Source organism: Thauera humireducens (assembly GCF_001051995.2).
Lineage (GTDB): Bacteria > Pseudomonadota > Gammaproteobacteria > Burkholderiales > Rhodocyclaceae > Thauera > Thauera humireducens.
Window position 1 is genome coordinate 3373171 of sequence record NZ_CP014646.1, and the last position, 23764, is coordinate 3396934.

General features: G+C 69.2%; 20 protein-coding genes. 10 read left to right on the plus strand and 10 right to left on the minus strand.

What is annotated here, in order from left to right; translation table 11 throughout:
- Positions 1 to 127: 127 nt before the first annotated feature.
- Both AC731_RS15670 and AC731_RS15675 read left to right on the plus strand, forming a co-directional pair.
- Positions 128 to 901 carry a DUF3750 domain-containing protein gene (locus tag AC731_RS15670; RefSeq protein ID WP_048707409.1) on the plus strand — a complete coding sequence of 258 codons (774 nt, stop codon included), beginning with the start codon at positions 128 to 130 and terminating at the stop codon, positions 899 to 901.
- A gap of 45 nt (positions 902 to 946) precedes the next feature.
- Positions 947 to 1579: an arylesterase gene (locus AC731_RS15675; RefSeq protein WP_048707413.1), complete on the plus strand. Its 633-nt coding sequence runs from the start codon at positions 947 to 949 to the stop codon at positions 1577 to 1579.
- Positions 1580 to 1642: 63 nt separating this feature from the next.
- On the opposite strand, the gene AC731_RS15680 is transcribed toward AC731_RS15675, so the two are convergent.
- The 7 genes from AC731_RS15680 to putA all read right to left on the minus strand — a co-directional run bounded on the left by AC731_RS15680 (position 1643) and on the right by putA (position 11569).
- Positions 1643 to 2545 (minus strand): DMT family transporter, encoded by a 903-nt coding sequence (locus tag AC731_RS15680; protein WP_038012251.1) that lies wholly within the window; start codon positions 2543 to 2545, stop codon positions 1643 to 1645.
- A gap of 94 nt (positions 2546 to 2639) precedes the next feature.
- A complete protein-coding gene (locus tag AC731_RS15685) occupies positions 2640 to 3353 on the minus strand; it encodes an ABC transporter ATP-binding protein (protein WP_004291276.1) in 714 nt (237 codons plus the stop codon).
- Positions 3353 to 4183, minus strand: a complete 831-nt coding sequence (locus AC731_RS15690) for an ABC transporter ATP-binding protein (protein ID WP_048707416.1) — start codon at positions 4181 to 4183, stop codon at positions 3353 to 3355. Before AC731_RS15690 ends, AC731_RS15685 begins: the two co-directional genes overlap by 1 nt.
- Positions 4180 to 5511 carry a high-affinity branched-chain amino acid ABC transporter permease LivM gene (gene livM, locus AC731_RS15695; protein WP_048707419.1) on the minus strand — a complete coding sequence of 444 codons (1332 nt, stop codon included), beginning with the start codon at positions 5509 to 5511 and terminating at the stop codon, positions 4180 to 4182. Before livM ends, AC731_RS15690 begins: the two co-directional genes overlap by 4 nt.
- A complete protein-coding gene (locus tag AC731_RS15700) occupies positions 5511 to 6425 on the minus strand; it encodes an ABC transporter permease subunit (protein WP_048707421.1) in 915 nt (304 codons plus the stop codon). Before AC731_RS15700 ends, livM begins: the two co-directional genes overlap by 1 nt.
- Positions 6426 to 6587: 162 nt before the next feature.
- Complete coding sequence (locus AC731_RS15705) at positions 6588 to 7682, minus strand: branched-chain amino acid ABC transporter substrate-binding protein (RefSeq protein ID WP_048707425.1); 1095 nt, start codon at positions 7680 to 7682, stop codon at positions 6588 to 6590.
- 176 nt (positions 7683 to 7858) lie between these two features.
- Positions 7859 to 11569, minus strand: a complete 3711-nt coding sequence (putA, locus tag AC731_RS15710; RefSeq protein ID WP_048707428.1) for a trifunctional transcriptional regulator/proline dehydrogenase/L-glutamate gamma-semialdehyde dehydrogenase — start codon at positions 11567 to 11569, stop codon at positions 7859 to 7861.
- 168 nt (positions 11570 to 11737) lie between these two features.
- Between putA and AC731_RS15715 the strand changes: the two genes are divergently transcribed.
- The 8 genes from AC731_RS15715 (at position 11738) to AC731_RS15750 (ending at position 19746) form a co-directional block, all read left to right on the plus strand.
- On the plus strand, positions 11738 to 12205 hold the full coding sequence (locus AC731_RS15715) for an Lrp/AsnC ligand binding domain-containing protein (RefSeq protein WP_004291512.1): 468 nt from the start codon (positions 11738 to 11740) through the stop codon (positions 12203 to 12205).
- A 143-nt stretch (positions 12206 to 12348) separates the two neighbouring features.
- Complete coding sequence (gene gshA / locus AC731_RS15720; RefSeq protein ID WP_048707432.1) at positions 12349 to 13647, plus strand: glutamate--cysteine ligase; 1299 nt, start codon at positions 12349 to 12351, stop codon at positions 13645 to 13647.
- Positions 13644 to 14600, plus strand: coding sequence for a glutathione synthase (gene gshB / locus AC731_RS15725; protein WP_048707435.1), 957 nt, complete (start codon positions 13644 to 13646; stop codon positions 14598 to 14600). Before gshA ends, gshB begins: the two co-directional genes overlap by 4 nt.
- The gene (locus AC731_RS15730) at positions 14600 to 15667 is read left to right on the plus strand and encodes an FAD:protein FMN transferase (RefSeq protein ID WP_048707439.1); all 1068 of its coding nucleotides are present in this window, start codon (positions 14600 to 14602) and stop codon (positions 15665 to 15667) included. Before gshB ends, AC731_RS15730 begins: the two co-directional genes overlap by 1 nt.
- A 258-nt stretch (positions 15668 to 15925) precedes the next feature.
- The gene (locus tag AC731_RS15735; protein ID WP_048707443.1) at positions 15926 to 16798 is read left to right on the plus strand and encodes a DUF6279 family lipoprotein; all 873 of its coding nucleotides are present in this window, start codon (positions 15926 to 15928) and stop codon (positions 16796 to 16798) included.
- Positions 16799 to 16908: 110 nt separating this feature from the next.
- Positions 16909 to 17544 carry a LysE family translocator gene (locus AC731_RS15740; protein ID WP_048707447.1) on the plus strand — a complete coding sequence of 212 codons (636 nt, stop codon included), beginning with the start codon at positions 16909 to 16911 and terminating at the stop codon, positions 17542 to 17544.
- Positions 17545 to 17618: 74 nt separating this feature from the next.
- Positions 17619 to 18773: a benzoate/H(+) symporter BenE family transporter gene (locus AC731_RS15745; protein ID WP_048707449.1), complete on the plus strand. Its 1155-nt coding sequence runs from the start codon at positions 17619 to 17621 to the stop codon at positions 18771 to 18773.
- Positions 18774 to 18864: 91 nt separating this feature from the next.
- Entirely contained in the window at positions 18865 to 19746 is an 882-nt protein-coding gene (locus tag AC731_RS15750) for a DMT family transporter (RefSeq protein WP_004291502.1), read from the plus strand.
- Between the two features lie 7 nt (positions 19747 to 19753).
- Here the strand turns inward: AC731_RS15750 and AC731_RS15755 are convergent, their stop codons facing one another.
- The 3 genes from AC731_RS15755 to fdhF are packed head-to-tail and all read right to left on the minus strand — an operon-like array spanning position 19754 to position 23752.
- Positions 19754 to 19999, minus strand: coding sequence for a formate dehydrogenase subunit delta (locus tag AC731_RS15755; RefSeq protein ID WP_048707453.1), 246 nt, complete (start codon positions 19997 to 19999; stop codon positions 19754 to 19756).
- An 8-nt stretch (positions 20000 to 20007) separates the two neighbouring features.
- Positions 20008 to 20883 carry a formate dehydrogenase accessory sulfurtransferase FdhD gene (gene fdhD / locus AC731_RS15760; protein WP_048707456.1) on the minus strand — a complete coding sequence of 292 codons (876 nt, stop codon included), beginning with the start codon at positions 20881 to 20883 and terminating at the stop codon, positions 20008 to 20010.
- Complete coding sequence (gene fdhF / locus AC731_RS15765) at positions 20876 to 23752, minus strand: formate dehydrogenase subunit alpha (RefSeq protein WP_048707460.1); 2877 nt, start codon at positions 23750 to 23752, stop codon at positions 20876 to 20878. Before fdhF ends, fdhD begins: the two co-directional genes overlap by 8 nt.
- Positions 23753 to 23764: the final 12 nt, after the last annotated feature.

Consider the following 23764-nt stretch of genomic DNA (forward strand, 5'->3'; position numbering starts at 1 on the left):
GGCAGAATAGGGGTTGAGGAAGGTCCATAGATCCATTGGTTATTTGAGCGGCCCGAATGCGTCCTGTGATGAACTCGCTGGCGCAAGTCGGTTCTGACCCGGGTTGCTCACTCTCGCTGGCTGTCCCATGAAACGCTCGAACCTGCTTGCGCTCGGCTTTGCCGCGATGCTGACCCTGTCCTTCGGCCTGAGCCTGGCGGACGACCCGCGCGCGTCGGTTTCCGCCGGCGAGCGCAGCTGGCGCACGGCGCCACGCCATTCGGCAGGCATCGCGCCCGATCCGGTCGCTCACGCGGGACAGGCGATCGTGCAGGTGTATGCGGCGCCGACCTACGGCTGGCGGGGGTATTTCGCCGTGCATCCGTGGATCATCTACAAGCGCAGCGGCGAGACCGCCTACACGCGCTACGAGGTCGTCGGCTGGGGCGGCACGAATGTCGTGCGTCGCAACCACGCGATTGCCGATGGGCTCTGGTACGGCGCGATGCCGGCCGTGCTCGTGGATCACCGCGGCGAGTCCGCGCAGTCCATGATCGACGACATCGAAGCCGCGATCGGGCGCTACCCGTACGTGAACGAGTACCGCAGCTATCCCGGCCCCAACAGCAATACCTTCCTGGCCCATATCGGACGGGAGGTTCCGGCGCTTGCGCTCGACATGCCGGCAAATGCGATCGGCAAGGATTATCGTCCGGTCAGCCAGCCGCTAGGCCTGTCCCCGTCGGGCGCGGGTGTCCAGGTGTCCCTGCTCGGGCTGCTGGGGCTGACGGTCGGACTGGAGGAGGGGGTCGAGTTCAATATCCTCGGTCTCAATTTCGGCATCGACCTGAACCGTCCCGGACTGCGCCTGCCGGCGATCGGACGCCTGGGGATGGACGACGTGTCCGTCTCGGGCGTGTGACCGCTTGAGTGGGCCGCGCTGAATGATCGGGAGACGAGACGGAACATGAAACGACGGGTTTTTCTGAGCGGACTGCTGGGCGCTGCGCTGCTTGCCGGCTGTGGTCGTGATCTGCCGCGCCTGGCCGCGCTGCCGGCCGAGTCGGTCGTGCTGGCGTTCGGCGACAGTGTGACGTACGGAACGGGCGCCTCGGAGGGCGAGGACTGGCCGAGCCTCCTGGCGGACCTGACCGGCTGGGACATCGTCAATGCCGGCATCCCGGGGGATACGGCGCTCGCAGGGCAGCACCGTTTGCCCGCCCTGCTGGAGGAGTATTCGCCTGCGCTGGTGGTCGTCGAGATCGGTGGCAACGATTTCCTGCGCCGTCGCGCGCAGGTCGAGGTCAAGGAAGACCTGCGCAGGATCGTGCGCATGGCCCGGGACAGCGGAGCGCAGGTCGCCCTGGTCGGCGTGCCCGAACTGTCGCTGTTGAGTGCCGTGGCGGGCCGGCCCTCCGATGCGCCGATCTACGCCGAACTCGCCGAGGAAGAAGGCGTGCCGCTGGTGCCGGACGTGTTCTCCGACATCCTCGGCCGGCCGGAGTTGTGCGCCGACAGGATCCATCCGAACGCGGCAGGGTACGCGCGGATGGCTGCCGGCATCCATGCGCGCCTGCGGGAGCTGGGCCTGGCAGGCTGAGGCCCGGCGGTGTGCGTCGGCCGGCGGCTCGGGGCGCCCTCTGCCCCGACGTCCGCCGCGATCTCAGCCTTTCTCGCCTTTCGCCGCCAGGTAGATGCCCACCAGCAGCAGGCTGAAGCCGACGAACTGCAGCGGCGCGAAGCCCTCGCCGAAGATGATGAAGGCCATCAGCGCGCTGCCCACCGGCTCGCCCAGCGTGACCACCGCGACGAAGGTCGCCGACACATAGCGCAGCGACCAGTTGTAGGCGGTGTGGCCGAGCAGTTGCGGGCCGAGCGCCATTGCCAGCAGCACCAGCCAGGCGGTGTTCGACAGGGTGAAGAGTTCCACGCCGCCCGCGCCGCTGGCGGCGAACAGGAACAGCGCTGCCGCGCCGTAGGCCAGCCAGATGTAGGCCGGCAGCCCCAGCCCGGCACGCAGCCGGCGGCCGATCAGCAGGTAGGCGGAGAAGCACCAGCTGCCGATCAGCGCCAGCAGGTTGCCGAGCATCGGGTTGCTGCCTGCGCCGACGGTCTGGCTGTCGCTCCAGAAGATGAACAGGCTGCCGGCGAAGGACAGCGCGATGCCGCCGATCATCATCTTCGTCGGTGTCTCGCGGAAGATCAGGAAGGAGGCCAGCCCGATCCACAGCGGGTTGGTCGTCACCAGCGCGGTGCTGGAGGCGACCGAGGTGTATTCCAGCGAGCTGATCCAGGTGGCGAAATGCAGCGCGAGGAAGAAGCCCGCCGCCAGCGCCATGCCAATCTGCCGCCGGGTGAGGCGGGCAAGTTCGTGGCGCGACTGCAGGAAGGCGACCGGGGTGATGATCAGCGCGGCGAAGCCGAGCCGCCAGGTCGCCACCGCGAGCGAACTGACGCCCTCGGCCTGGGCGAGGCGGGCGAAGATGGCGCCGAAGGAAATCGCGGTGAGACCGATACCGAGGACGACGAAGGGGAGCCAGCGGGCAGGTTGAGTTGTCTGGGACATCAAGCGGGAGTCGATCAGGTTGTTGTCGGTGCGGATTCGGAGGGGCGCGGCTTCGATCCGACCGGGTGGCGCCTTGGCAGTTGCCGATTATCGCTCAGGCGTGGCCGCCCTCGAGATACGCCGCCCGTACTTCCGGGCTCGCCAGCAGTTCGGCGCCGGTGCCGGAGAGCGTGATCTCGCCGTGCTGCAGCACGTAGCCGCGATGTGCCACGCGCAGCGCCTGGTTGGCGTTCTGCTCGACCAGCAGGATGGTCATGCCGTGGTCGCGGTTCAGTTCCTTGACGATCTGGAAGATCTTGCGGATGTAGATCGGCGCCAGGCCGAGCGAAGGCTCGTCGAGCAGCAGCAGCTTGGGCCGGCTCATCAGCGCGCGGCCGATGGCCAGCATCTGCTGCTCGCCGCCCGACAGCGTGCCGGCGCGCTGCGACTGGCGCTCCTGCAGGATCGGGAACATCGCGAACACGCGCGCGATGTCGGCGGCGTAGTTGGCCGGGTCGGCATGCGCCGTGCCCATCTGCAGGTTCTCGATCACCGTCATGCGCGGAAAGATGCGCCGGCCCTCGGGCACCAGCGCGATGCCGCGGCGGGCGATCTCGTGCGTATGCACGCGGGTGATGTCCTCGCCGTCGAACACGATGCGCCCGGCGCTCGCCTTGGGGTTGCCGAACAGGCTCATCATCAGCGTCGACTTGCCGGCGCCGTTGGCGCCGATCAGGGTGACGATCTCGCCGACCTGGACCTCGACGTCGATGCCGCGCAGCGCGTGGATGTGGCCGTAATGGGCGTGCACGCCCTCCATCTTGAGCATCATGCTGCGGCTTCCCCTTCTTCCTCGTCCTCGCCCAGGTAGGCCTTGATGACCTGCGGGTCGTGCTTGACCTGGTCCGGTGTGCCCTCGGCGATCTTGCGCCCGTAGCTGATCACGCCGATGTGGTCGGACACGTTCATCACCACGCTCATGTCGTGCTCGATCAGCAGGATGGCGATGCCCAGTTCGCCGCACAGGTAGAGCAGCAATTCGTTCAGCTCCGCCGATTCTCGCGGGTTGAGACCGGCGGCCGGTTCGTCCAGGCACAGCAGCACCGGATCGACGCACAGCGCGCGTGCGATCTCGATGCGGCGCTGGATGCCGTAGGGCAGGTCGCCGGCCGCGTGGTCGGCGAGGTGGGTGAGCCTGAGGCGCTCGAGCCACATCGCCGCGCGCTCGATGGCCTGCTTCTCGGCCTGGCGGTAGCCGGGCAGGCTGAAGAGGCCGGCGATCGAGAACTTCGAGGCGCGCTGCAGCACGTTGTGCTGGGCGACGATCAGGTTCTCGAGCACCGTCATCTTCGGGAACAGGCGGATGTTCTGGAAGGTGCGCACCACCTGGGCGTCGCGTGCGACGCGGTGGCTGGGCAGCGCTTCCAGGCGCATCTCGCCGTGCCTGGGGTGGGCCAGGCGCAGCGTGCCGGTGGTCGGCTTGTAGAAGCCGGTCAGACAGTTGAACAGCGTCGTCTTGCCGGCGCCGTTGGGGCCGATGATGCCGGTGATGCGGCCGGCCGGCACTTCCAGCGACAGGTCGTCGATGGCGGTGAGGCCGCCGAAGCGCATCGTCAGGTTGCGCACCGACAGCAGGGTGCTGGTGGGGGTCTTGCTCATCGCGCAGCCTCCTTGTTGCCTGCGGCCTTGCCCAGCGGGTTCAGGCGCAGCGTCGGTTCGCGGTGGGCGAGCAGGCCGCCCGGCTTCCACACCATGATCAGCACCATCGCCAGGCCGAACAGCAGCATGCGGTACTCGGCGAAGTTGCGGCCGAACTCGGGGATCAGCACCAGCAGCGTCGCCGCAAGCACCACGCCCATCTGCGAGCCCATGCCGCCGAGCACGACGATGGCGAGGATGATGGCCGACTCGGTGAACACGAAGCTCTCGGGCGAGATGAAGCCCTGGCGTGCGGCGAAGAACACCCCGGCGAAGCCGCCCAGCATCGCGCCGATGGCGAAGGCCGACAGCTTGATGTTGGTGGTGTTCATGCCCATCGCCTTGCACGCGATCTCGTCCTCGCGCAGCGCTTCCCAGGCGCGGCCCACCGGCAGCTTGCGCAGCCGCGACACGAAGGCGTGGGTGAGCAGCGCCAGCACCAGGATCAGGTAGTAGAGGAAGATCAGCCGGTGCATCGGCGAGAACTCGAGGCCGAAGAAGCTGGCGAAGGTCTGTTCGCCTTCGGGCGCGCTGCGGGTGAAGTCCAGGCCGAAGAAGCTCGGCCGCGGGATCGAGCTGATGCCGTTGGGGCCGCCGGAGAACTCGGTCCAGTTCACCAGGATGATGCGGATGATCTCGCCGAAGCCAAGCGTGACGATGGCGAGGTAGTCGCCGCGCAGGCGCAGGATCGGGTAGCCGAGCAGGATGCCGAAGCTCGCGGCGAGTGCGCCCGACACCGGCAGCGCCTCCCAGAAGCTCCAGCCGAACTGGGTCGACAGCAGCGCGTAGGAGTAGGCGCCGACCGCATAGAAGGCGACGTAGCCGAGGTCGAGCAGGCCGGCGAGGCCGACGACCACGTTCAGGCCCCAGCCCAGCATCACGTAGATCAGCACCGTGGTGGCGGTGTCGACCACGTAGCGGTTGTCGGAATAGAAGATCGGCAGTGCGATCGAGGCGCCGAGCGCGACCCAGCCGAGCACGGTCACCACCTTCTGTGCGCCCTGCGCGCGGTCGGCGGCGGTGGCGGTGCTGGCGCGGTCGCGGGCCTGCTTGCGGTTGCGCGCCTGGTCGATCGACCAGCGCAGCAGCAGGCGGCCGGCGAATACCGCGACCACTGCCATCGCAAGCAGGCCGAAGCGGGTTTCGACCCCCAGCCGGCCGCCCATGTCGACGGTGGTGAGGCCGACCAGCGGAACGCCGAGGATGAAGCCGACGAAGGCGACCCAGCCGGCGTCGCGCAGGCGCTCGGCAGGCGTCATCGCGTGACGCGCAAAGACGACGGCGCTCATCAGACTTTCTCCACTTCAGGCCGGCCGAGCAGGCCCGAGGGGCGCAGCATCAGTACCAGGCACAGGATGCCGAAGGTGGCGACGTCCTTGTATTCGGCCCACAGGTAGGCGGCCCAGAAGGATTCGATGAGGCCGATCAAGAGGCCGCCGAGCATCGCCCCGGGCAGCGAGCCGATGCCGCCCAGCACCGCCGCGGTGAAGGCCTTGATGCCGGCGAGAAAGCCGATGAAGAAGTCCACCACGCCGTAGTACACCGTCACCATCACCCCGGCGACCGCAGCCAGCGCCGCGCCGAGCATGAAGGTGTAGGAGATGGTGCGGTCGACGTTGACCCCGAGCAGCGAGGCCATCGTGCGGTCCTGCTCGCAGGCGCGCTGCTGGCGACCGAAGGGGGTCTGCGTGATCATCCAGGTGAAGGCGCTCATCAGGACCACCGTGGTGACGATGATCAGCATCTGGCTCCAGCCGATCTGCACGGTGAAGCCCGGCGCGTCCCACAGTACGATGCCGCCTTCCAGCACCGGCGGGATTGGCTTGACGCGTGCACCCTGGGTGAGCTGAACGGTGTTCTGCAGGAAGATCGACATGCCGATCGCGGAGATCAGCGGCGCCAGCCGGGTCGAGCCGCGCAGCGGACGGTAGGCGGTGCGCTCGACCGCCCAGCCGTAGGCCGAGGTGAAGAAGATCGACACGATCAGCACGAAGGTCAGCGCGAGCGGGATCGAGGTGACGTCGGCGGCGGCCAGGATCGTGAAGGCGGTGACCGCGATGAACGCGCTCACCATGAAGATGTCGCCGTGGGCGAAGTTGATCATGCCGATGATGCCGTACACCATCGTGTAGCCGATGGCGATCAGGCCGTACATGGCGCCGAGCGTGAGCCCGTTGATCAGTTGCTGAAGTGCGTAGGCCACGATGTCTCCCGTGGTGGCACGGTTGTTCCTCGCGTTGCGCAGGCGGGTGGGCGAGAGCAGGGCGCGAGCGTGCCGTCTTGTCGTTGGTTCCGGACTGTGCCGCCCGCTTCGTGGGCGGGCGGACAGGGAGGCCCCGGGCGGGCCGGGGCGGGTGAGGTGTGATTACTTGGCGTAGTCGTACTTGCCGCCTTGCCAGCGGTACACGACGAAGCCCGGCGCCTTCTGGTCGCCCTTGGCGTCGAAGGCCAGGTCGCCGATCACGGTCTTGAAGGTGCCGCCACGCATCGCCTTCTCGAGATCGGCGTACTTGGTGCTCTTGGCCGCGGTGGCGGCCTGTTCGAACAGTTGCATCGCCGCGTAGGCGTACAGCACGTAGCCTTCCGGTTCGACCTTGGCGGCGCGGAACTTCTCGACCACCGGGGCGGCGTCCGGGTTCTTGCGCGGGTCGGGCGAGAACGTGAACATCACGTTGTCGGCGGCGGGGCCGGCGGCGGTGACGAGCTCGGAGTTGGTCATGGTGTCGCCGCCCATCACCGTCAGCTGCAGGCCGGCGGCCTGGGCCTGGCGCAGGATCAGCGCGACTTCGGTGTGGTAGCCGCCGTAGGCCATCACTTCGACGCCGGCCTGCTTGAGCTTGGTGACCAGGCCCGAGTAGTCCTTCTCGCCGGCAGTGATCGCTTCGCGCAGCGTCGGCTTCAGGCCCTTGCCTTCCATCGCCTTGGCCATCTCGTCGGCCAGGCCCTTGCCGTAGGCGCTCTTGTCGTCGACCACGGCGACCTTCTTGCCCTTGAAGTTGTCGGCGATGTAGCTGCCGGCCACCAGGCCCTGCTGGTCGTCGCGACCCATGATGCGGAAGATGTTCTTCAGCCCGCGCTCGGTGACCTGCGGGTTGGTGGAGACGGTGGCCATCGGGATGTCGGCTTCGACATAGACCTCGGAAGCCGGGATCGTCGAGCTCGAGCACCAGTGGCCGTGCATGAACACGATGCCCTTGTTCACCATCGTGTTGGCGACCGAGACGGCCTGCTTCGGATCGCAGGCGTCGTCGCCGACTTCCAGCTTCAGCTTCTCGCCGAGCACGCCGCCGCGGGCGTTGATGTCGGCGATGGCCATCTCCGCACCCTTGCGGATCTGGTCGCCGGCAGAGGCGTACTGGCCGGTCATCGGGCCGGCGATGGCGACCGGCAGGTCGGCCAGGGCGGCGCTGGAGAAGCCGCCAAGCGTGAGCACGGCGGTGGCGAGCAGGGTCTTCTTCATGAAACGTCTCCTTTGTTGCTTGAGTTAGAACGGGCGCAGCCGACCGTGGTGCTGGGACCGGTGGCGATTGCGTTCCGTAAGGTAAGCGAATTTCTCCGCCTTGCCATCCGTGATGCCCCTAGCTGTGGGGCTTGCGCGGGGGAGTGATGCATCTCGAGGGCTCGATTCCGCCACCGTCAGGCGCCCATCGCCATCAGGCTGGCGTTGCCGCCGGCGGCCGCGGTGTTGATGCTGACCGTGCGTTCGTGCACCAGCCGGCAGGTGTCGTATTCCGGCAGCGGCCGCAGCAGCGGCAGGATCGGGCCCGGACGTGCGGCCAGCCTGACCTGCCAGGCATCGGCGTCGTCGTCGCCCGTGTCGACCAGCAGGGCGCCGAAGTCGCGCTCCTGCCAGCGTGCGTCCAGCGCTACCTGTGTCCGCAGCGCCTCCGGCAGCATCTGCTGCAGGCTGCGCAGCAGCGGCGTGTCGTCGAACACGATGCGGTTGCCGGTCGCCAGCGCCACCAGCAGCTGGTGCAGCGCTGCCGGCGTGGAGGTGGCGAGGCCCGCCACCGTGCCGCGGGGCACGAAGCGCAGGCTGTTGTCCTCGCCGGTGGGGCCGGGCAGGGCGAGGCGCAGGCCGCTGAGCTTGCGCGCGCGATAGGCGTCGGCGCGGTCGCGCAGCACGGCGAGCTCGTCGCCTTCGAGCAGCGCGCGGCCGGCGCCGTCCAGCCAGTCGAGCAGGGTGTCCATCGGTACGGGCGAGGCCGCGTCGTCGATGCGCAGCGCGCCGTTGGCCAGGTCCGGGCCGGGGCTGCGCTGCAGCAGGCGGTGCAGGTAGAGCGGGCCGCCGGCCTTGGGGCCGGTGCCCGACAGGCCTTCGCCGCCGAAGGGCTGCACGCCCACGACCGCGCCGATCATGTTGCGATTGACGTACAGGTTGCCGACATGGGCGCGGGCCACGACCTGCTCGACCGTCTCGTCGATGCGGGTATGCACGCCCATCGTCAGGCCGTAGCCGCTGGCGTTGATGGTGTCGATCAGCAGCTCGAGCTTGTCCGCGCTGTAGCGCAGCACGTGCAGGAGGGGGCCGAACTGCTCTCGGCCGAGTTCGGCCAGGGCATCGATCTCGATGATCGTCGGCGCGACGAAGGTGCCGCGCGCGCAGTCGGCCGGCAGGGGCAGGCGGGTGATGCGCGCGCCTTTCGCCTTCATGGCCTGCACGTGGGCTTCGAGCCCGGCCTGGGCCTCGGCGTCGATGACCGGGCCGACGTCGGTGCGCACGTCGGCCGGATCGCCCACGCGCAGCTCGTCCAGCGCGCCGCGCAGCATGTGCAGCACGCGCTCGGCGATGTCTTCCTGCAGGCACAGCACGCGCAGCGCCGAGCAGCGCTGGCCGGCGGAGTCGAAGCTGGAGGCCAGCACGTCGGCAACGACCTGCTCGGCCAGCGCGGTGGAGTCCACGATCATCGCGTTCTGGCCGCCGGTCTCGGCGATCAGTGGCACGTTGCCGCTGCGCGCGGCGAGGCTGCGGTTGATCAGGGCGGCGACCTCGGTGGAGCCGGTGAACATCACGCCGCGGATGCGGGCGTCGGCCACGAGCGCGGCGCCGACCGTCTCGCCGCGGCCCGGCAGCAGTTGCAGCGCCGCGGCCGGCACGCCGGCGGCGTGGAACAGGCGCACCGCGGCCGCGGCGATCAGCGGCGTCTGCTCGGCGGGCTTGGCGATGACCGGGTTGCCGGCGGCCAGCGCGGCGGCGAGCTGGCCGGCGAAGATGGCGAGCGGGAAGTTCCACGGGCTGATGCACAGCACCGGACCCAGCGCCGGATGGCTGCCGTTGTCGAAGCCGCGCGCCTGCTGCGCGTAGTAGCGGCAGAAATCCACCGCCTCGCGCAGTTCGGCCACCGCGTTGCTCCACGACTTGCCGGCTTCGCGCACGGCCAGCGCCAGCAGCGCGTCGGCGTGCTGTTCGAGCAGGTCGGCGGCGCGCTCGAGGCAGGCGGCGCGTTCGGCCGGCGACGTGTGCGCCCAGCTGCCGGCGATGGCTGCCGATGCGGCGAGGGCCGCCTCGACTTCGTGGGGCGCGGCCTCCACGACCTGGCCGACGATGTCGCCCTGGTCGGCCGGGTTGGCGACCGCGCGGGCGCGGCTGGCGTCCGGTGAGGCGATGCCGGGTACGATCGGACCTGCATGGTGTGCCGTGTCGCGGCTGCGTTGCAGGGCAGCGGCGATGCGGGTCCGCACCGGCTCGCTGGCGAGATCGATGCCCGCCGAATTGGCGCGCTGCGCGCCGTACAGCTCGGCCGGCAGGGGGATGCGCGGATGCGGCGTGCCGGCGAGCGCGGCCGCCTGCGCGACCGGATCGGCAATCAGCTCGTCGACCGGCACGTTCTCATCGACGATGCGGTTGACGAAGCTGGTGTTGGCGCCGTTCTCCAGCAGGCGACGCACCAGATAGGCGAGCAGGGTCTCGTGGCTGCCGACCGGCGCGTAGATGCGCACCAGGCGGTGGCGTTCGGCGTGGCCGACGATCTGGTCGTAGAGCGGTTCGCCCATGCCGTGCAGGCACTGGAACTCGTAGTCGCCGGCGCGCCAGGCGGTGCCGTGGGACGTGTTCTCGGCGTGATGATAGATCGCCGCCAGGGTGTGGGCGTTGTGGGTGGCGAACTGCGGGTAGATCGCGTCGCGCGCGGCGAGCAGCTTCTTCGCACAGGCGAGGTAGGCGACGTCGGTATAGACCTTGCGCGTATACACCGGGTAGCCGGCGAGGCCGTCGATCTGCGCGCGCTTGATCTCGGCGTCCCAGTAGGCGCCCTTCACCAGCCGCAGCATCAGGCGCTGGCCACTGCGGCGCGCGAGGTCGATGACGAAATCGAGCACCCAGGGCGCGCGCTTCTGGTAGGCCTGCACGACGAAGCCCAGCCCCGCCCAGCCGGCGAGCGCGTCGTCCAGCGCCAGCGCCTCGAGCAGGTCGAGCGAGATGTCCAGCCGGTCGGCTTCCTCGGCGTCGATGTTGAGGCCGATGTCGTAGCCCTTGGCCTGCAGGCACAGGGTCCTGAGCTTCGGCAGCAGCTCGGCGAACACCCGCTCGCGCTGCGACCAGGTGTAGCGCGGGTGCAGGGCCGAGAGCTTGACCGAGATGCCGTTGCCGTCGACCACGCCGCGCCCGGCCGAGGCCTTGCCGATGGCGTGGATGGCGCGCTCGTAGTCGCGGAAGTAGCGCTCGGCGTCCTCGGCGGTCATCGCCGCCTCGCCCAGCATGTCGAAAGAGTAGCGGTAGCCCTGCTTCTCGTGCGCGCGGCCGCGCTCAAGCGCTTCGTCGATGTCGCGGCCGGTGACGAACTGTTCGCCCAGCATGCGCATCGCCAGGTCCATGCCCTTGCGGATCAGCGGCTCGCCGCCGCGGGCGACAAGGCGGGTGAGCGCGGCGGACAGGCTGGCCTCGCTGCTGGTCGACACCAGCCGGCCGGTGATCAAGAGGCCCCAGGTCGCGGCATTGACGAACAGCGAGGGGCTGTTGCCGACGTGCGAACGCCAGTCGCCATCCGACAGCTTGTCGCGGATCAGGCGGTCGGCGGTGGCCTTGTCCGGCACCCGCAGCAGGGCCTCGGCCAGGCACATCAGGGCAACGCCTTCCTGGCTGGACAGCGAGAATTCCTTCATCAGTGCGTCGACGCCGGACGAGCGGCTGCGCTTGGCGCGCAGGCCGGCGACCAGGCTGTGTGCCAGTTCCTGAATCCGCGCTTGCGTGGCGTCGTCGAAACGCGCGGCCTCGACCAGCGGCGGTACGCACTCCGGCTCGGGGCTGCGCCACGCCGCGTCGATGGCGGCGCGCTGGGGCGGTCGCGGGGTGGCCGGCAGGGCGGCGGCAGCCAGGGTGGAGGCGGTGAGCGAGGCGGGGTGATCCACGGCGTGAGACTCCGGCAGGTGTCGGGTGCGGCAGGCCCCGGGGCGGGGCTGTCCGATCGGCCGAATTCTTCGCTAAAAACAACAGTTAATGGCTCCAAAATTCGAATCTATACAGTCATAATTCCCGCTCTGAAGCCAAAGCGCAGCCCAAATGGCTGTTGCACTGCAATGGATCGCATCGATTTCAAGATTCTGGCCGAACTGCAGGCCGACGCCCGCCTGTCGATCGTGGAGCTGTCGCGCCGCGTCGGCCTCACCAAGACACCCTGTGCCGAACGCCTGCGGCGTCTGGAGAAGAGCGGCGTGATCCGGGGCTATCACGCGGATCTCGATCCCGATGCGATCGGTGCGGGGCACATCGTGGTCGTCCAGGTGCTGCTGACCAGCACCACGGAGCAGGATCTGCGCCGCTTCAACGAGGCGGTGCGGCGCATCCCGGAAATCGAGTCCTGCCACATGATCGCCGGCGACTTCGACTACCTGCTCAAGGTCCGCACGCGGGACATCCATGCGTACCGGCGGGTGATGGGTGACCAGATCTCCGGCCTGCCCTGCGTCAAGCAGACGCATACCTATGTGGTCATGGAGGTGGTGAAGGAGGCGCGCAGCCTGCCGCTCAAGCCGCCGGCGGCCTGACCGGGCGCCGGTCCGTCATTGCCGTGTGCCGTGTTTCAGACGTCGTTCGCAGTCATTGGGCGGCCGCGGCCATGGTGTAACATTCCGGCCAATCCATCCGCCGCCTGCCGGCCGGCAGCGGCTCTTCCAGAGACAGACAATCCATGGTCCCGCACCTCACCACCGCCCTCACCGGGCCGCTGCTCGAACTGGAGCGCCAGTTCCTCGACAACGCGACCGAAATCGAAAAGTGGTTCCGCAGCCAGTGGCAGGACCACATGCCGCCCTTCTACGGTTCCACCGACCTGCGCAACTCGGGCTTCAAGCTTGCGCCGGTCGACCTGAACCTGTTCCCCGGCGGCTTCAACAACCTCAACGACGCCTTCATGCCCTTGTGCGTGCAGGCGGCGCAGGCGGCGATCGAGCGCATCTGCCCCGATGCCAGCAAGCTGCTGCTGATCCCCGAGAACCACACCCGCAACCAGTTCTACCTGCAGAACGTGGCCAAGCTGGTGTCCATCCTCCGCCTCACCGGCCTGGACGTGCGCATCGGCAGCCTGCTGCCCGACATCGCCGAGCCGACCGTGCTGGAACTGGCCAACGGCGCCACGCTGACGCTGGAACCGCTGCGCCGTAGCGGCAGCCGCATCGGCCTGGACAACTTCGACCCCTGCGCGGTGTTGCTGAACAACGACCTGTCCGCCGGCATCCCGCCGGTGCTGACGGGGCTGGACGAACAGTGGCTGATCCCGCCGCTGCACGCCGGCTGGCACTCGCGCCGCAAGTCCAAGCACGCCGAGTGCTACGACCGCGTCGCGCGCGAGTTCGCGACCGCGATCGGCATCGACCCCTGGCGCATCAACCCCGAGTTCGGCGTCTGCGGCCAGATCAACTTCCAGGAGCGTACCGGCGAGGAGTGCCTGGCGGCGCAGGTCGATTCGCTGCTCACCCGCATCCGCGCCAAGTACAAGGAATACGGCGTCACCGACGAGCCCTTCGTGGTGGTCAAGGCCGATGCCGGCACCTACGGCATGGGCGTGATGACGGTGAAGGACGCCTCCGAGGTGGTCGGCCTGAACCGTCGCCAGCGCAACAAGATGGCGGTGGTGAAGGAGGGGCTGGAGGTGCACGAGGTCATCATCCAGGAAGGCGTGCATACCTTCGAGACGGTGGAAGACGGCGTCGCCGAGCCGGTCGTCTACATGATGGATCACTACGTTGTGGGCGGCTTCTACCGGGTCCACACCGAGCGCGGCCGCGATGAGAACCTCAACGCGCCGGGCATGCACTTCAAGCCGCTGGCCTTCGACACCTGCTGCACCCTGCCCGACGTTGCCCAGGGGCCGGACGCGCCGCCCAACCGGTTCTACGCCTATGGCGTGGTCGCGCGTCTCGCGCTGCTGGCGGCCTCGGTCGAGATCGAGGAGACCGAACCGGCCGAGGCCGTGGGAGAGGCGGCATGAGCCGTGCGCTCAAGCTGGCCTTCATCCTCGACCCGCTCGACGGGCTGAAGGCCTACAAGGATTCCAGCATCGCCATGATGCGGGCCGCCGCCGCCCGCGGTCACCAGGTGTGGACCATGCAGCGCGGTGCGCTGACCTGGCGCGACGGCGCGGTCAGCGCACGCGCATTGCCGATCCACCTGCTGGCGGGCGACGCGCCCTGGTACGCCCCGGCCGGACCCGAGCAGGCGCTGTCGCTGGCGGGCTTCGACGCCGTGCTGATGCGCCAGGACCCGCCGTTCGACTTCGAGTACGTTACCGCCACCTGGCTGCTCGAGGATGCCGCGCAGGCCGGCGCGCGCGTGTTCAACAACCCGCGCGCGATCCGCGACCATTCCGAGAAGCTCGCGATCACCGAATTCCCGCAGTTCATGGCGACCTCGCTGGTCGCGCGCGACGCGGTGGACATCCAGGCCTTCATCGACGAGATCGGCGACGTCATCCTCAAGCCGCTCGACGGCATGGGCGGCAGCCAGATCTTCCGCGTCCGGAAGGACGACCCCAACCGCAACGTCATCATCGAGACGCTGACGCAGGAAGGCGCGCGCACGATCATGGCGCAGCGCTACCTGCCGCAGATCGCCGAGGGCGACAAGCGCGTGCTGATCATCGGCGGCGAAGTCGTGCCCTTTTCGCTGGCGCGCATCCCGCAGGCCGGGGAGACGCGCGGCAACCTCGCGGCCGGCGGCCGCGGCGTGGCGATGCCGCTGACCGTGCGCGAACGCGAGATCGCCGAATGCCTGGCGCCGATCCTGTGGGCGCGCGGCCTGCTGATCGTCGGGCTCGACGTCATCGGCGGACACCTCACCGAGATCAACGTCACCAGCCCCACCTGCATGGTCGAGATCGCCACGCAGCAGGGCTTCGACGTCGCCGGGCTGGTCATCGACAAGCTGGAGCAGGCCTGCAACTGATGGCGTCGCCCGCTTCGACGGCGGCCGGCTGGCTGCGCTGGCTCGGCCTTTTCGCCTGCATCCTGCTGCTGGGCGCGTGCTCGCGCGCCGAGGTGTTCCGCCACGAGGCCTTCGTGTTCGGCACCCGCGTCGATGTCGCGGTGTATGCGGCCGACCAGGCCGCCGCGGACGCTGCGGCGGCGGCTGTGCTGCGCGAGTTCGACCGCCTGCATCGGGCCTACCATGCCTGGGAACCTTCCGAACTGACCGCGCTGAACGCGGCGCTCGCGCGCGGCGAGACGGCCACGGTGTCTGACGAGCTGGCCGCGATGCTGAAGGATGCACAGCGCATCGCCGCCACCGGCGACGAGCTGTTCGATCCGGCGCTGGGCGCGCTGGTGGCGCTGTGGGGCTTTCATACCGACACCTTCGTGCCGGTGCGTCCCGACCCCGACAAGCTCGCGGCCCTGCTCGCGGCCAGGCCGCGCATGAGCGACCTCGTCATCGACGGCAATCGCGTCAGCAGCCGCAACCCCGCGGTGCAGCTCGATCTCGGCGGCTACGCCAAGGGCTATGCGCTCGACCGTGCCGCGGCCATCCTGCGCGAGCAGGGCGTGGCCAACGCGCTGATCAACATCGGCGGCAACGTGCTGGCGCTGGGGCGCAAGGGCGACCAGCCCTGGCGCATCGGCATCCAGCATCCGCGCGAGCCCGCGCCGCTGGCCACGCTGCCGCTGTACGACGGCGAGGCGGTCGGCACCTCGGGCGACTACCAGCGCTACTTCATGCTCGACGGCGTGCGCCACGCCCACCTGCTCGACCCGCGCACCGGCCAGCCCGCACGCGGCACGCAGTCGCTCACCATCCTGTTGACGCCCAAGGGCGCCGCGGGCGAGGCGGTCGGCACCCTGTCCGACGCCGCGAGCAAGCCCGCCTACCTCGCCGGCGACGGCTGGCGCGAGCAGACGCGCCGCTTCGGCATCGAGCACGCGCTGCGCGTGAGGGAGGACGGCCGCGTTGAAGTGACCAAGGCGCTGCGCGCGCGGCTGCAGTTCATCGGCGCCATCGAGCCCGTCGTCATCGACTGACGTTATCGACTGACGTCACCGACTCAAGCCACCGACTCAAGCCACCGACTCAAGCCACCGACTCAAGCCACCGACTCAAGCCACCGACTCAAGCCACCGACTCAAGCCACCGACTCAAGCCACCGACTCAAGCCACCGACTCAAGCCACCGACTCAAGCCACCGACTCAAGCCACCGACTCAAGCCATCGATCGATGCGGGCCGGTCTCGCCCCGGTCCGGTGCGAACTTTGTCCGCGGTGCCGCGCTCTGAGCGCTCATGATCGCTCGCGCAAGACTGCTGATCCTGCTGTGTTCCGCGCTGCTGCTCGCCGGCTGCGGCGTACGCTTCGCCTATTCCCAGCTCGACTGGCTGGTGCCCTGGTATCTGCGCGACTACGTCAGTTTCGACGCCGGCCAGCGCAGCCTGCTCGACCAGCGGCTCGCCGCGCGGCTGGACTGGCACTGCCGCGCTCATCTGCCCGACTACGTCGGCCTGCTGCGCGAGGCGCGCGACACCCTGCAGCGCGAGCGCATCGCCGCGCACGAGCTCGAGCCCTTCCTGCGCCAGGGCGAGGCGTGGTGGGACGAGCTGCGCACGGAACTGGTCGACGACGCCGGCGTGCTGCTCGCCGGACTGTCGGACGAGCAGGTGGCCGAACTGGCGGCGGCCTTCGCGCGCCGGGATCGCGACGCGCGCAAGGAGTTCCTCGACGGCAGCGCCGAGGCGCGCCGTGCGGCGCAGGTCGAGCGCATGGAGAAGCGCCTGCGCAACTGGTTCGGCCGCCTCGATGACGGCCAGCGTGCGCTGGTCGCGGCCTGGAGCGACGCCTTGCAGCCCACCACCGAGCAGTGGCTCGAGAATCGCCGCCAATGGCAGCAGGGCATGATCGACGCACTGCGGGTGCGCGACGACCCGAAGCAGTTCGCCGCGCGCATTGCCGCGTTGCGCGCCCCGCCCGACGCCACGGCCCCGGCCGCACATCGCGCGGAGGTGGCGCACAACCGGCAACTGACCCTGCAGTTGCTGGCCGACGTGTTCAATGCCGCCTCTCCGACCCAGCGCAAACGGCTGCTCGCCGAGATCGACGGACTCGCCGCGCAGTTCGACACCCTGGCCTGCGCCGGTCCGCGGGTGGCCGCGGCGGACTGAGCGGCGGCTGCGCCCCTCGCCACTGCCGCATCGCGACCACAGCGCTCACATTCGGCGGATTGGCCGCAGGGCCTTAAACTGCGTGCCGACTTCCCGGAACGAGTGTCCCGATGACGATTGCGCAGAGCCTGTGGGCGTTCACCTTTGCTGCCGCCGTGCTGGCGATGACGCCCGGCGTCGATACCGCGCTGGTGCTGAGGACCTCGGTGGCGGGCGGCGTCGCGCGCGCCGTCCTGGCCGCGCTGGGTGTGGCGGCCGGCTGCCTGGTGTGGGGCGCGGTCGTCGCCGTCGGGCTCGGTGCGCTGCTGGCGACCTCCGGCCTGCTGTTTTCGGCGGTCAAGCTCGCGGGGGCGGCCTATCTGGTGTGGATGGGCACGACGCTGCTGTTCGCCCGGCGGGGCGGCCTGCAGCTGGAGCCGGGCGTGGCGACGGAGGACGGCGAGGGATGGCTGGCGGCCTTCCTGCGGGGGTTCCTGACCAATGTGCTCAATCCGAAGGTGGGCGTTTTCTACCTGACCTTCCTGCCCCAGTTCGTGCCGGCCGGCGTCGATGTCGCGGGCTTCAGCTTCCTTCTCGCGCTGATCCACGTGCTGTTGTCCTTTATCTGGTTTGCACTGATGATTGCGCTCGCCCTGCAGGTGCGGGCCTGGCTTGCCCGGCCCGCCGTCGTGAGGTGGCTCGACCGCCTGACCGGCCTGGTCTTCGTCGGCTTCGGCCTGCGGCTGGCCATGAGCGAGCCGGCCTGAGGCAGGGCCGGCATGCTGTTCGATCGCGGCAGCGCGGGCTCGCCCCGCGCCCGTCCCAACCTTTTCCTCTTGTCATGCGCGCCTACCTCGCTCCGCTTTCCGCCGGTTTCGTCACCGTCCTCGTCGGCTTCACCAGCTCCGCCGCCATCGTCTTCCAGGCAGCGGAAGCGGCGGGCGCGACGCCGGCGCAGATCAGTTCATGGATGTGGGCGCTCGGTATCGCAATGGGCGTGACCTGCATCGGTCTGTCGCTGCGCTATCGCGCGCCGGTGGTCACCGCCTGGTCGACGCCGGGCGCGGCCCTGCTGGTGACGGCGCTGGCCGGCGTGAGCCTCGAGCAGGCGACTGGCGCCTTCATATTCTGTGCCGTGCTGATCCTGCTGGCGGGCGTGACGCGTGGCTTCGAGCGCGTGATGGACCGCATTCCGCCCGGTATCGCGGCCGCGATGCTGGCCGGCGTGCTGGTGCGCTTCGGCATCGAGGTGTTCGTGGCCATGGGCCAGCGCTTCGGGCTGGTGTTCGCCATGTTCGCCGCCTACCTGCTCGCGCGCCGGCTCCTGCCGCGCTACGCGGTGCTGCTCGTGCTGGCCCTGGGCAGCGCGGTCGCGGCGGCGCAGGGCCTGCTGAACTTCGACACGCTGCGGCTGGAGATGGCGACGCCGGTGTTCACGATGCCGGTGTTCGACTGGCAGACGATGATCGGCGTGGGCGTGCCGCTGTTCGTCGTGACGATGACCTCGCAGAACGTGCCCGGCGTGGCGGTGATGCGTGCTGCCGGCTACGGCAAGGTGCCGGTGTCGCCGGTGGTGGGCTGGACCGGGGCGGTGAGCCTGGTGCTGGCGCCCTTCGGCTGCTACGCGATCAACCTCGCGGCGATCACCGCCGCGATCTGCATGGGGCGCGAGGCGCACGAGGATCCGGCGAAGCGCTACCTCGCCAGCGTGTTCGCCGGGGTGTTCTACCTGCTGGTGGGCGTCTTCGGCGCCACGGTGGGCGCGTTGTTCGCTGCCTTTCCGCGCGAACTGGTGCTGGCCGTCGCCGGCCTGGCGTTGTTCGGCACCATCGGCGGCGGGCTGGCGACGGCGATGAAGGACGAGGCCCAGCGCGAACCCGCGCTGGTGACCTTCCTCGTGACCGCGTCGGGGCTGTCGTTGGGCGGCATCGGTTCGGCGTTCTGGGGCGTGGTCGCAGGCGGACTGGCATTGTGGGTGCTCAACTGGCGCCGGTGAGCCGCGCACCATGCCGGTGCCTCCGGCCTCGCCTTGTTGGCTGCGAGCGCCGATAATCCGGCTTTTCATCCCCGGGTGATCCATCTCGAATATGAAGACCGAACTCGACCGTATGGCCATCGGCTTGATGATCCTGTTCTGCATGATCTGGGGCGTGCAGCAGGTGGCGATCAAGCTGGCGAGTACAGGGATTTCGCCGGTGTGGCAGGCCGGCTTGCGCTCGATCGTGGCAACGGTGATCGTCCTCGGCTGGACATTCGTGCGCCGGGTGAACGTGTTCCAGCGTGACGGCACGCTGCTGCCCGGCCTGCTTGCGGGCTTGCTCTTTGCGGCCGAGTTCGCGCTGATCTTCATCGGCCTGCAACACACCAGCGCTTCGCGCGGGGTCATCTTCCTCTACACCGCGCCCTTCTTTGTCGCGCTCGGCGCGGTCTGGCTGCTGCCGCAGGAGCCGATGCGGCGGGCCCAGTGGGCGGGCATGGCATTGGCCTTCGCGGGCGTGCTGATCCTGTTCGGCGAAGGGCTGATCTCGTCGGCCGGCGGAGAGTGGGTCGGCGACCTGCTGATCCTGATCGGCGCGGGCTTCTGGGCGGCGACCACGCTGACCGTCAAGGCAACGGCGCTGATCCGCATCAGTGCCGAGAAGACCCTGCTCTACCAGCTCGGCGTGTCAGCGCTGGTGCTGCCGCTGCTGTCACTGATCCTCGGCGAACCCGGGGTGTTCGCGCCGAGTCCGCTGGTCTGGGCGAGCATGTTGTTCCAGGTCGTCATCGTCGCCGGCGTCAGTTATGTCGGCTGGTTCTGGCTGGTGCGGCATTACCCGGCGACACGCTTGTCGACCTTCTCCTTCCTGACGCCGGTGATGGGCGTGCTGGCAGGCGGCCTGTTCCTCGGCGAGGAGCTGTCGCAGACGGTGTTCCTGGCGCTGGGACTGGTGGGCGCGGGAATCTGGGTGGCGAACCGGCCTGGATGAGCCGGGCTCATCCTTGATCGTGCGTGGCGGCGGGCCGGGCGAGATGTCTCGCGACGGCGTGCGCCACCAGGGGCTGCAAGGCCTGCGTGCGCGCCTCGGTGGTCGCAAGGTCGAGCAGCGCCCGGCGCATCTGCGGCGTCCAGAACATTTCGATGTGCCTTGCGATCGAGACTGCCGCCTCGTTGCGATCCGGGTAGGCGGCGAAGTAGTCGCCGATGCGGTTGGCCATGCGGACGAGATTGTCGATATCCATGTCGGGGCTCAGGCGGTGATCGTGTCGGGAAATGTGTAGGCGGTGCAGCGCTGGCCGCGGGCGAAACCGACCAGGGTGAGGCCGGCGCTTTCCGCCAGTCGCACCGCATGGGCCGTCGGCGCCGACACCGCGGCGAGGCAGCCGATGCCGGCCGCCGCGGTCTTGTGCACCATCTCGTAGCTGGCGCGACTGGTGACGAGGACGAAGCCCGCACGCGGATCGTTGCCCCAGCGCAACTGGGCGCCGATGAGCTTGTCGAGCGCGTTGTGGCGCCCCACGTCCTCGCGCACCAGCTGGACCTGGCCGCTGGCCGACACCCAGGCAGCGGCATGCGCGCCGCCGGTGAGGCGGTGCAGGACCTGCTCCTGCCCCAGTTCGTCGAGCGCCCGCGCCAGCGCAGCACGGGATACGCCAGAACGATGTTCGAGCGTGGCGACCGGACGCAGCGCCGCCGCCAGGCTGTCCACCCCGCACAGGCCGCAGCCGGTGCGCCCGGCCAGCGTGCGCCGGCGGTGCTTGAGCTGGACGAAGTGCTCGGCGGCCAGCTCGATGCGGACCTCGATGCCCTGGCCGACGGACACGATGTCCATGCCGTAGATGTCCTGGCGGCGCGACACGATGCCTTCGGTCAGGCTGAAGCCGTAGGCGAAATCCTCCAGATCGCTCGGCGTCGCCAGCATCACCGCGTGCGAGATGCCGTTGTAGACCAGGGCGACCGGCGTCTCTTCGATCAGGGTCTCGCACGCCTCATGGGCCGACAGCGGGTCCGGCCCCGTCCATGTCGATCGGGTTACGGTGACGTGTTCGTGCGGCAGCATCGCCTCGTCCGCGGCGCAGGCGTTCGCCAGGCGGTGGTCGGGCGAGCGGGCAGGCGGCTCAAGCATCGGCCTGCTCCTTGGCGGCGGCGCGCTGGCCCTTCAGGTAGGCCTGCTGGCGGGCGCTGAAGTCGCGGTGGCGCTGCTGCCAGCCGGAAGGCTGGCTGACCGCGACCACCTGTACCGCCGTGACCTTGTACTCGGGGCAGTTGGTCGCCCAGTCGGAATTGTCGGTGGTGATGACGTTGGCGCCGGACTCGGGGAAGTGGAAGGTGGTGTAGACCACGCCCGGCTGCACGCGCGCGGTGACGGTGGCGCGCAGCACCGTCTCGCCGGCGCGGCTGGCGATGCCGACCCAGTCGCCGTCCTGGATGCCGCGCTCCTCGGCGTCGTGCGGATGGATCTCGAGCCGGTCCTCGGCATGCCACACGATGTTGGCGGTGCGCCGCGTCTGCGCGCCGACGTTGTACTGGCTGAGGATGCGGCCGGTGGTCAGCAGCAGCGGGAAGCGCTTGCTGGCGCGCTCGTCGGTGGGAATGTAGGCGGTGAGCATGAAGCGGCCCTGGCCGCGCACGAAGCGCTCGACGTGCATGATCGGCGTGCCTTCGGGGGCGGCCTCGTTGCACGGCCACTGGATGCTGCCCAGGCGCTCGAGCTTGTCGTAGCTGACGCCGTGGAAGCTGGGGGTGAGGCGCGCGATCTCGTCCATGATCTCGGACGGATGCGTGTAGTCCATCGGATAGCCGAGCGCGCGCGACAGCGCCATCGTCACTTCCCAGTCGGCCATGCCGGCCAGCGGTGGCATCACCTTGCGCACGCGCGAGATTCTGCGCTCGGCGTTGGTGAAGGTGCCGTCCTTCTCCAGGAAGGAGGCGCCGGGCAGGAATACGTGGGCGAACTTGGCGGTCTCGTTGAGGAAGATGTCCTGCACCACCACGCATTCCATCGCCCGCAGCGCGGCTTCGACGTGCTGGGTGTTGGGGTCGGACTGGGCGATGTCCTCGCCTTCGATGTAGAGGCCGCGGAAGCTGCCGTCGAGCGCAGCCTCGAACATGTTGGGGATGCGCAGGCCGGGCTCGGCGTCGAGCGTGACGCCCCAGGCCGATTCGAACAGCGCCCGCGTGGTGGCGTCCGACACATGGCGATAGCCCGGCAGCTCGTGCGGGAAGGAGCCCATGTCGCATGAACCCTGCACGTTGTTCTGGCCACGCAGCGGATTGACGCCCACGCCCATGCGGCCGACGTTGCCGGTGGCCATGGCGAGGTTGGCGATCGCCATCACCATGGTCGAGCCCTGCGAGTGCTCCGTCACGCCCAGGCCGTAGTAGATGGCGGCGTTGCCTTGGGTTGCGTAGAGGCGTGCCGCGCCGCGTACCGTCTCGGCCGGCACGCCGGTGAGGGCGGCGGTGGCTTCCGGCGCGTTTTCCGGCCGGGAGACGAACTCGCACCACCGGCGGAAGGACGCCGCCTCGCAGCGCTCGGCCACATAGGTCGTGTCGACCAGGCCCTCGGTGACGATGACGTGCGCCAGCGCGTTGGCCACGGCGACGTTGGTGCCGGGCATCAGCTTGAGGTGGTAGTCGGCCTGCACGTGCGGCGTCTTCACCAGCTCGATGTCGCGCGGGTCGATCACGATCAGCTTCGCGCCCTCGCGGATGCGGCGCTTGAGCAGCGAGCCGAACACCGGATGGCCTTCGGTGGGGTTGGCGCCGATCACCATCACCACGTCGGCCTGCAGCACCGACTCGAAGGTCTGCGTGCCGGCCGATTCGCCCAGCGTCTGCTTGAGGCCGTAGCCGGTGGGCGAATGGCACACGCGGGCGCAGGTGTCGACGTTGTTGTTGCCGAAGGCCGCGCGCACCAGCTTCTGCACCAGGTAGGTTTCCTCGTTGGTGCAGCGCGAGGACGTGATGCCGCCCACCGCGCTGCGGCCATGTTTGGCCTGGATGCGGCGGAACTCGCTGGCGGCGTGGTTCAGTGCCTCGTCCCAGCTCACGGTGCGCCAGGGCTCGTCGATGGTGTTGCGGATCATCGGCGTGGTGATGCGGTCGGGGTGGGTGGCGTAGCCCCAGGCAAAGCGGCCCTTCACGCAGGAGTGGCCCAGGTTGGCCTTGCCGTCCTTGTGCGGCACCATGCGCACGACCTCGTTGCCCTTGAGCTCGGCCTTGAACGAGCAGCCCACGCCGCAGTAGGCGCAGGTGGTGGTGACGCTCTTCTCCGCCTGGCCCATCCGGATGACGCTCTTTTCCATCAGCGTCGCGGTCGGGCAGGCCTGCACGCAGGCGCCGCAGGACACGCAGTCCGATTCGAGGAAGGACTGCTGGATGCCGGCGGTGACGCGGGACTCGAAGCCGCGGCCGGAAATCGTCAGCGCGAAGGTGCCCTGGATCTCCTGGCAGGCGCGCACGCAGCGGTTGCAGACGATGCACTTGGCCGGGTCGTAGCTGAAGTAGGGGTTGGAGCTGTCGGGCGCGACCGCGCTGGCGGCGTCGAAATGGTTGCGTCCGTCCATGCCGTAGCGCACCTCGCGCAGGCCCACCACGCCGGCCATGTCCTGCAGCTCGCAGTTGCCGTTGGCCGGACAGGTGAGGCAGTCGAGCGGGTGGTCGGAGATGTACAGCTCCATCACGCCGCGGCGCAGTTCGGCCAGGCGCGGGCTCTGCGTGCGCACCACCATGCCGGCTTCGACCGGCGTGGTGCACGACGCCGGCGTGCCGCGGCGGCCTTCGATCTCGACCAGGCACAGCCGGCACGAGCCGAAGGGCTCCAGGCTGTCGGTGGCGCACAGCTTGGGGATGCGGTTGCCGGCCAGCTCGGCCGCGCGCATCACCGAGGTGCCGGCGGGTACGGTGACGGGCTCGCCGTCGATGACGAGCGTCACCATCTCGCTGGAAGTGCGCTGCGGCGTGCCGTAGTCGGGTTCGCGAAAGATCGTCATGGGGTGTCTCCT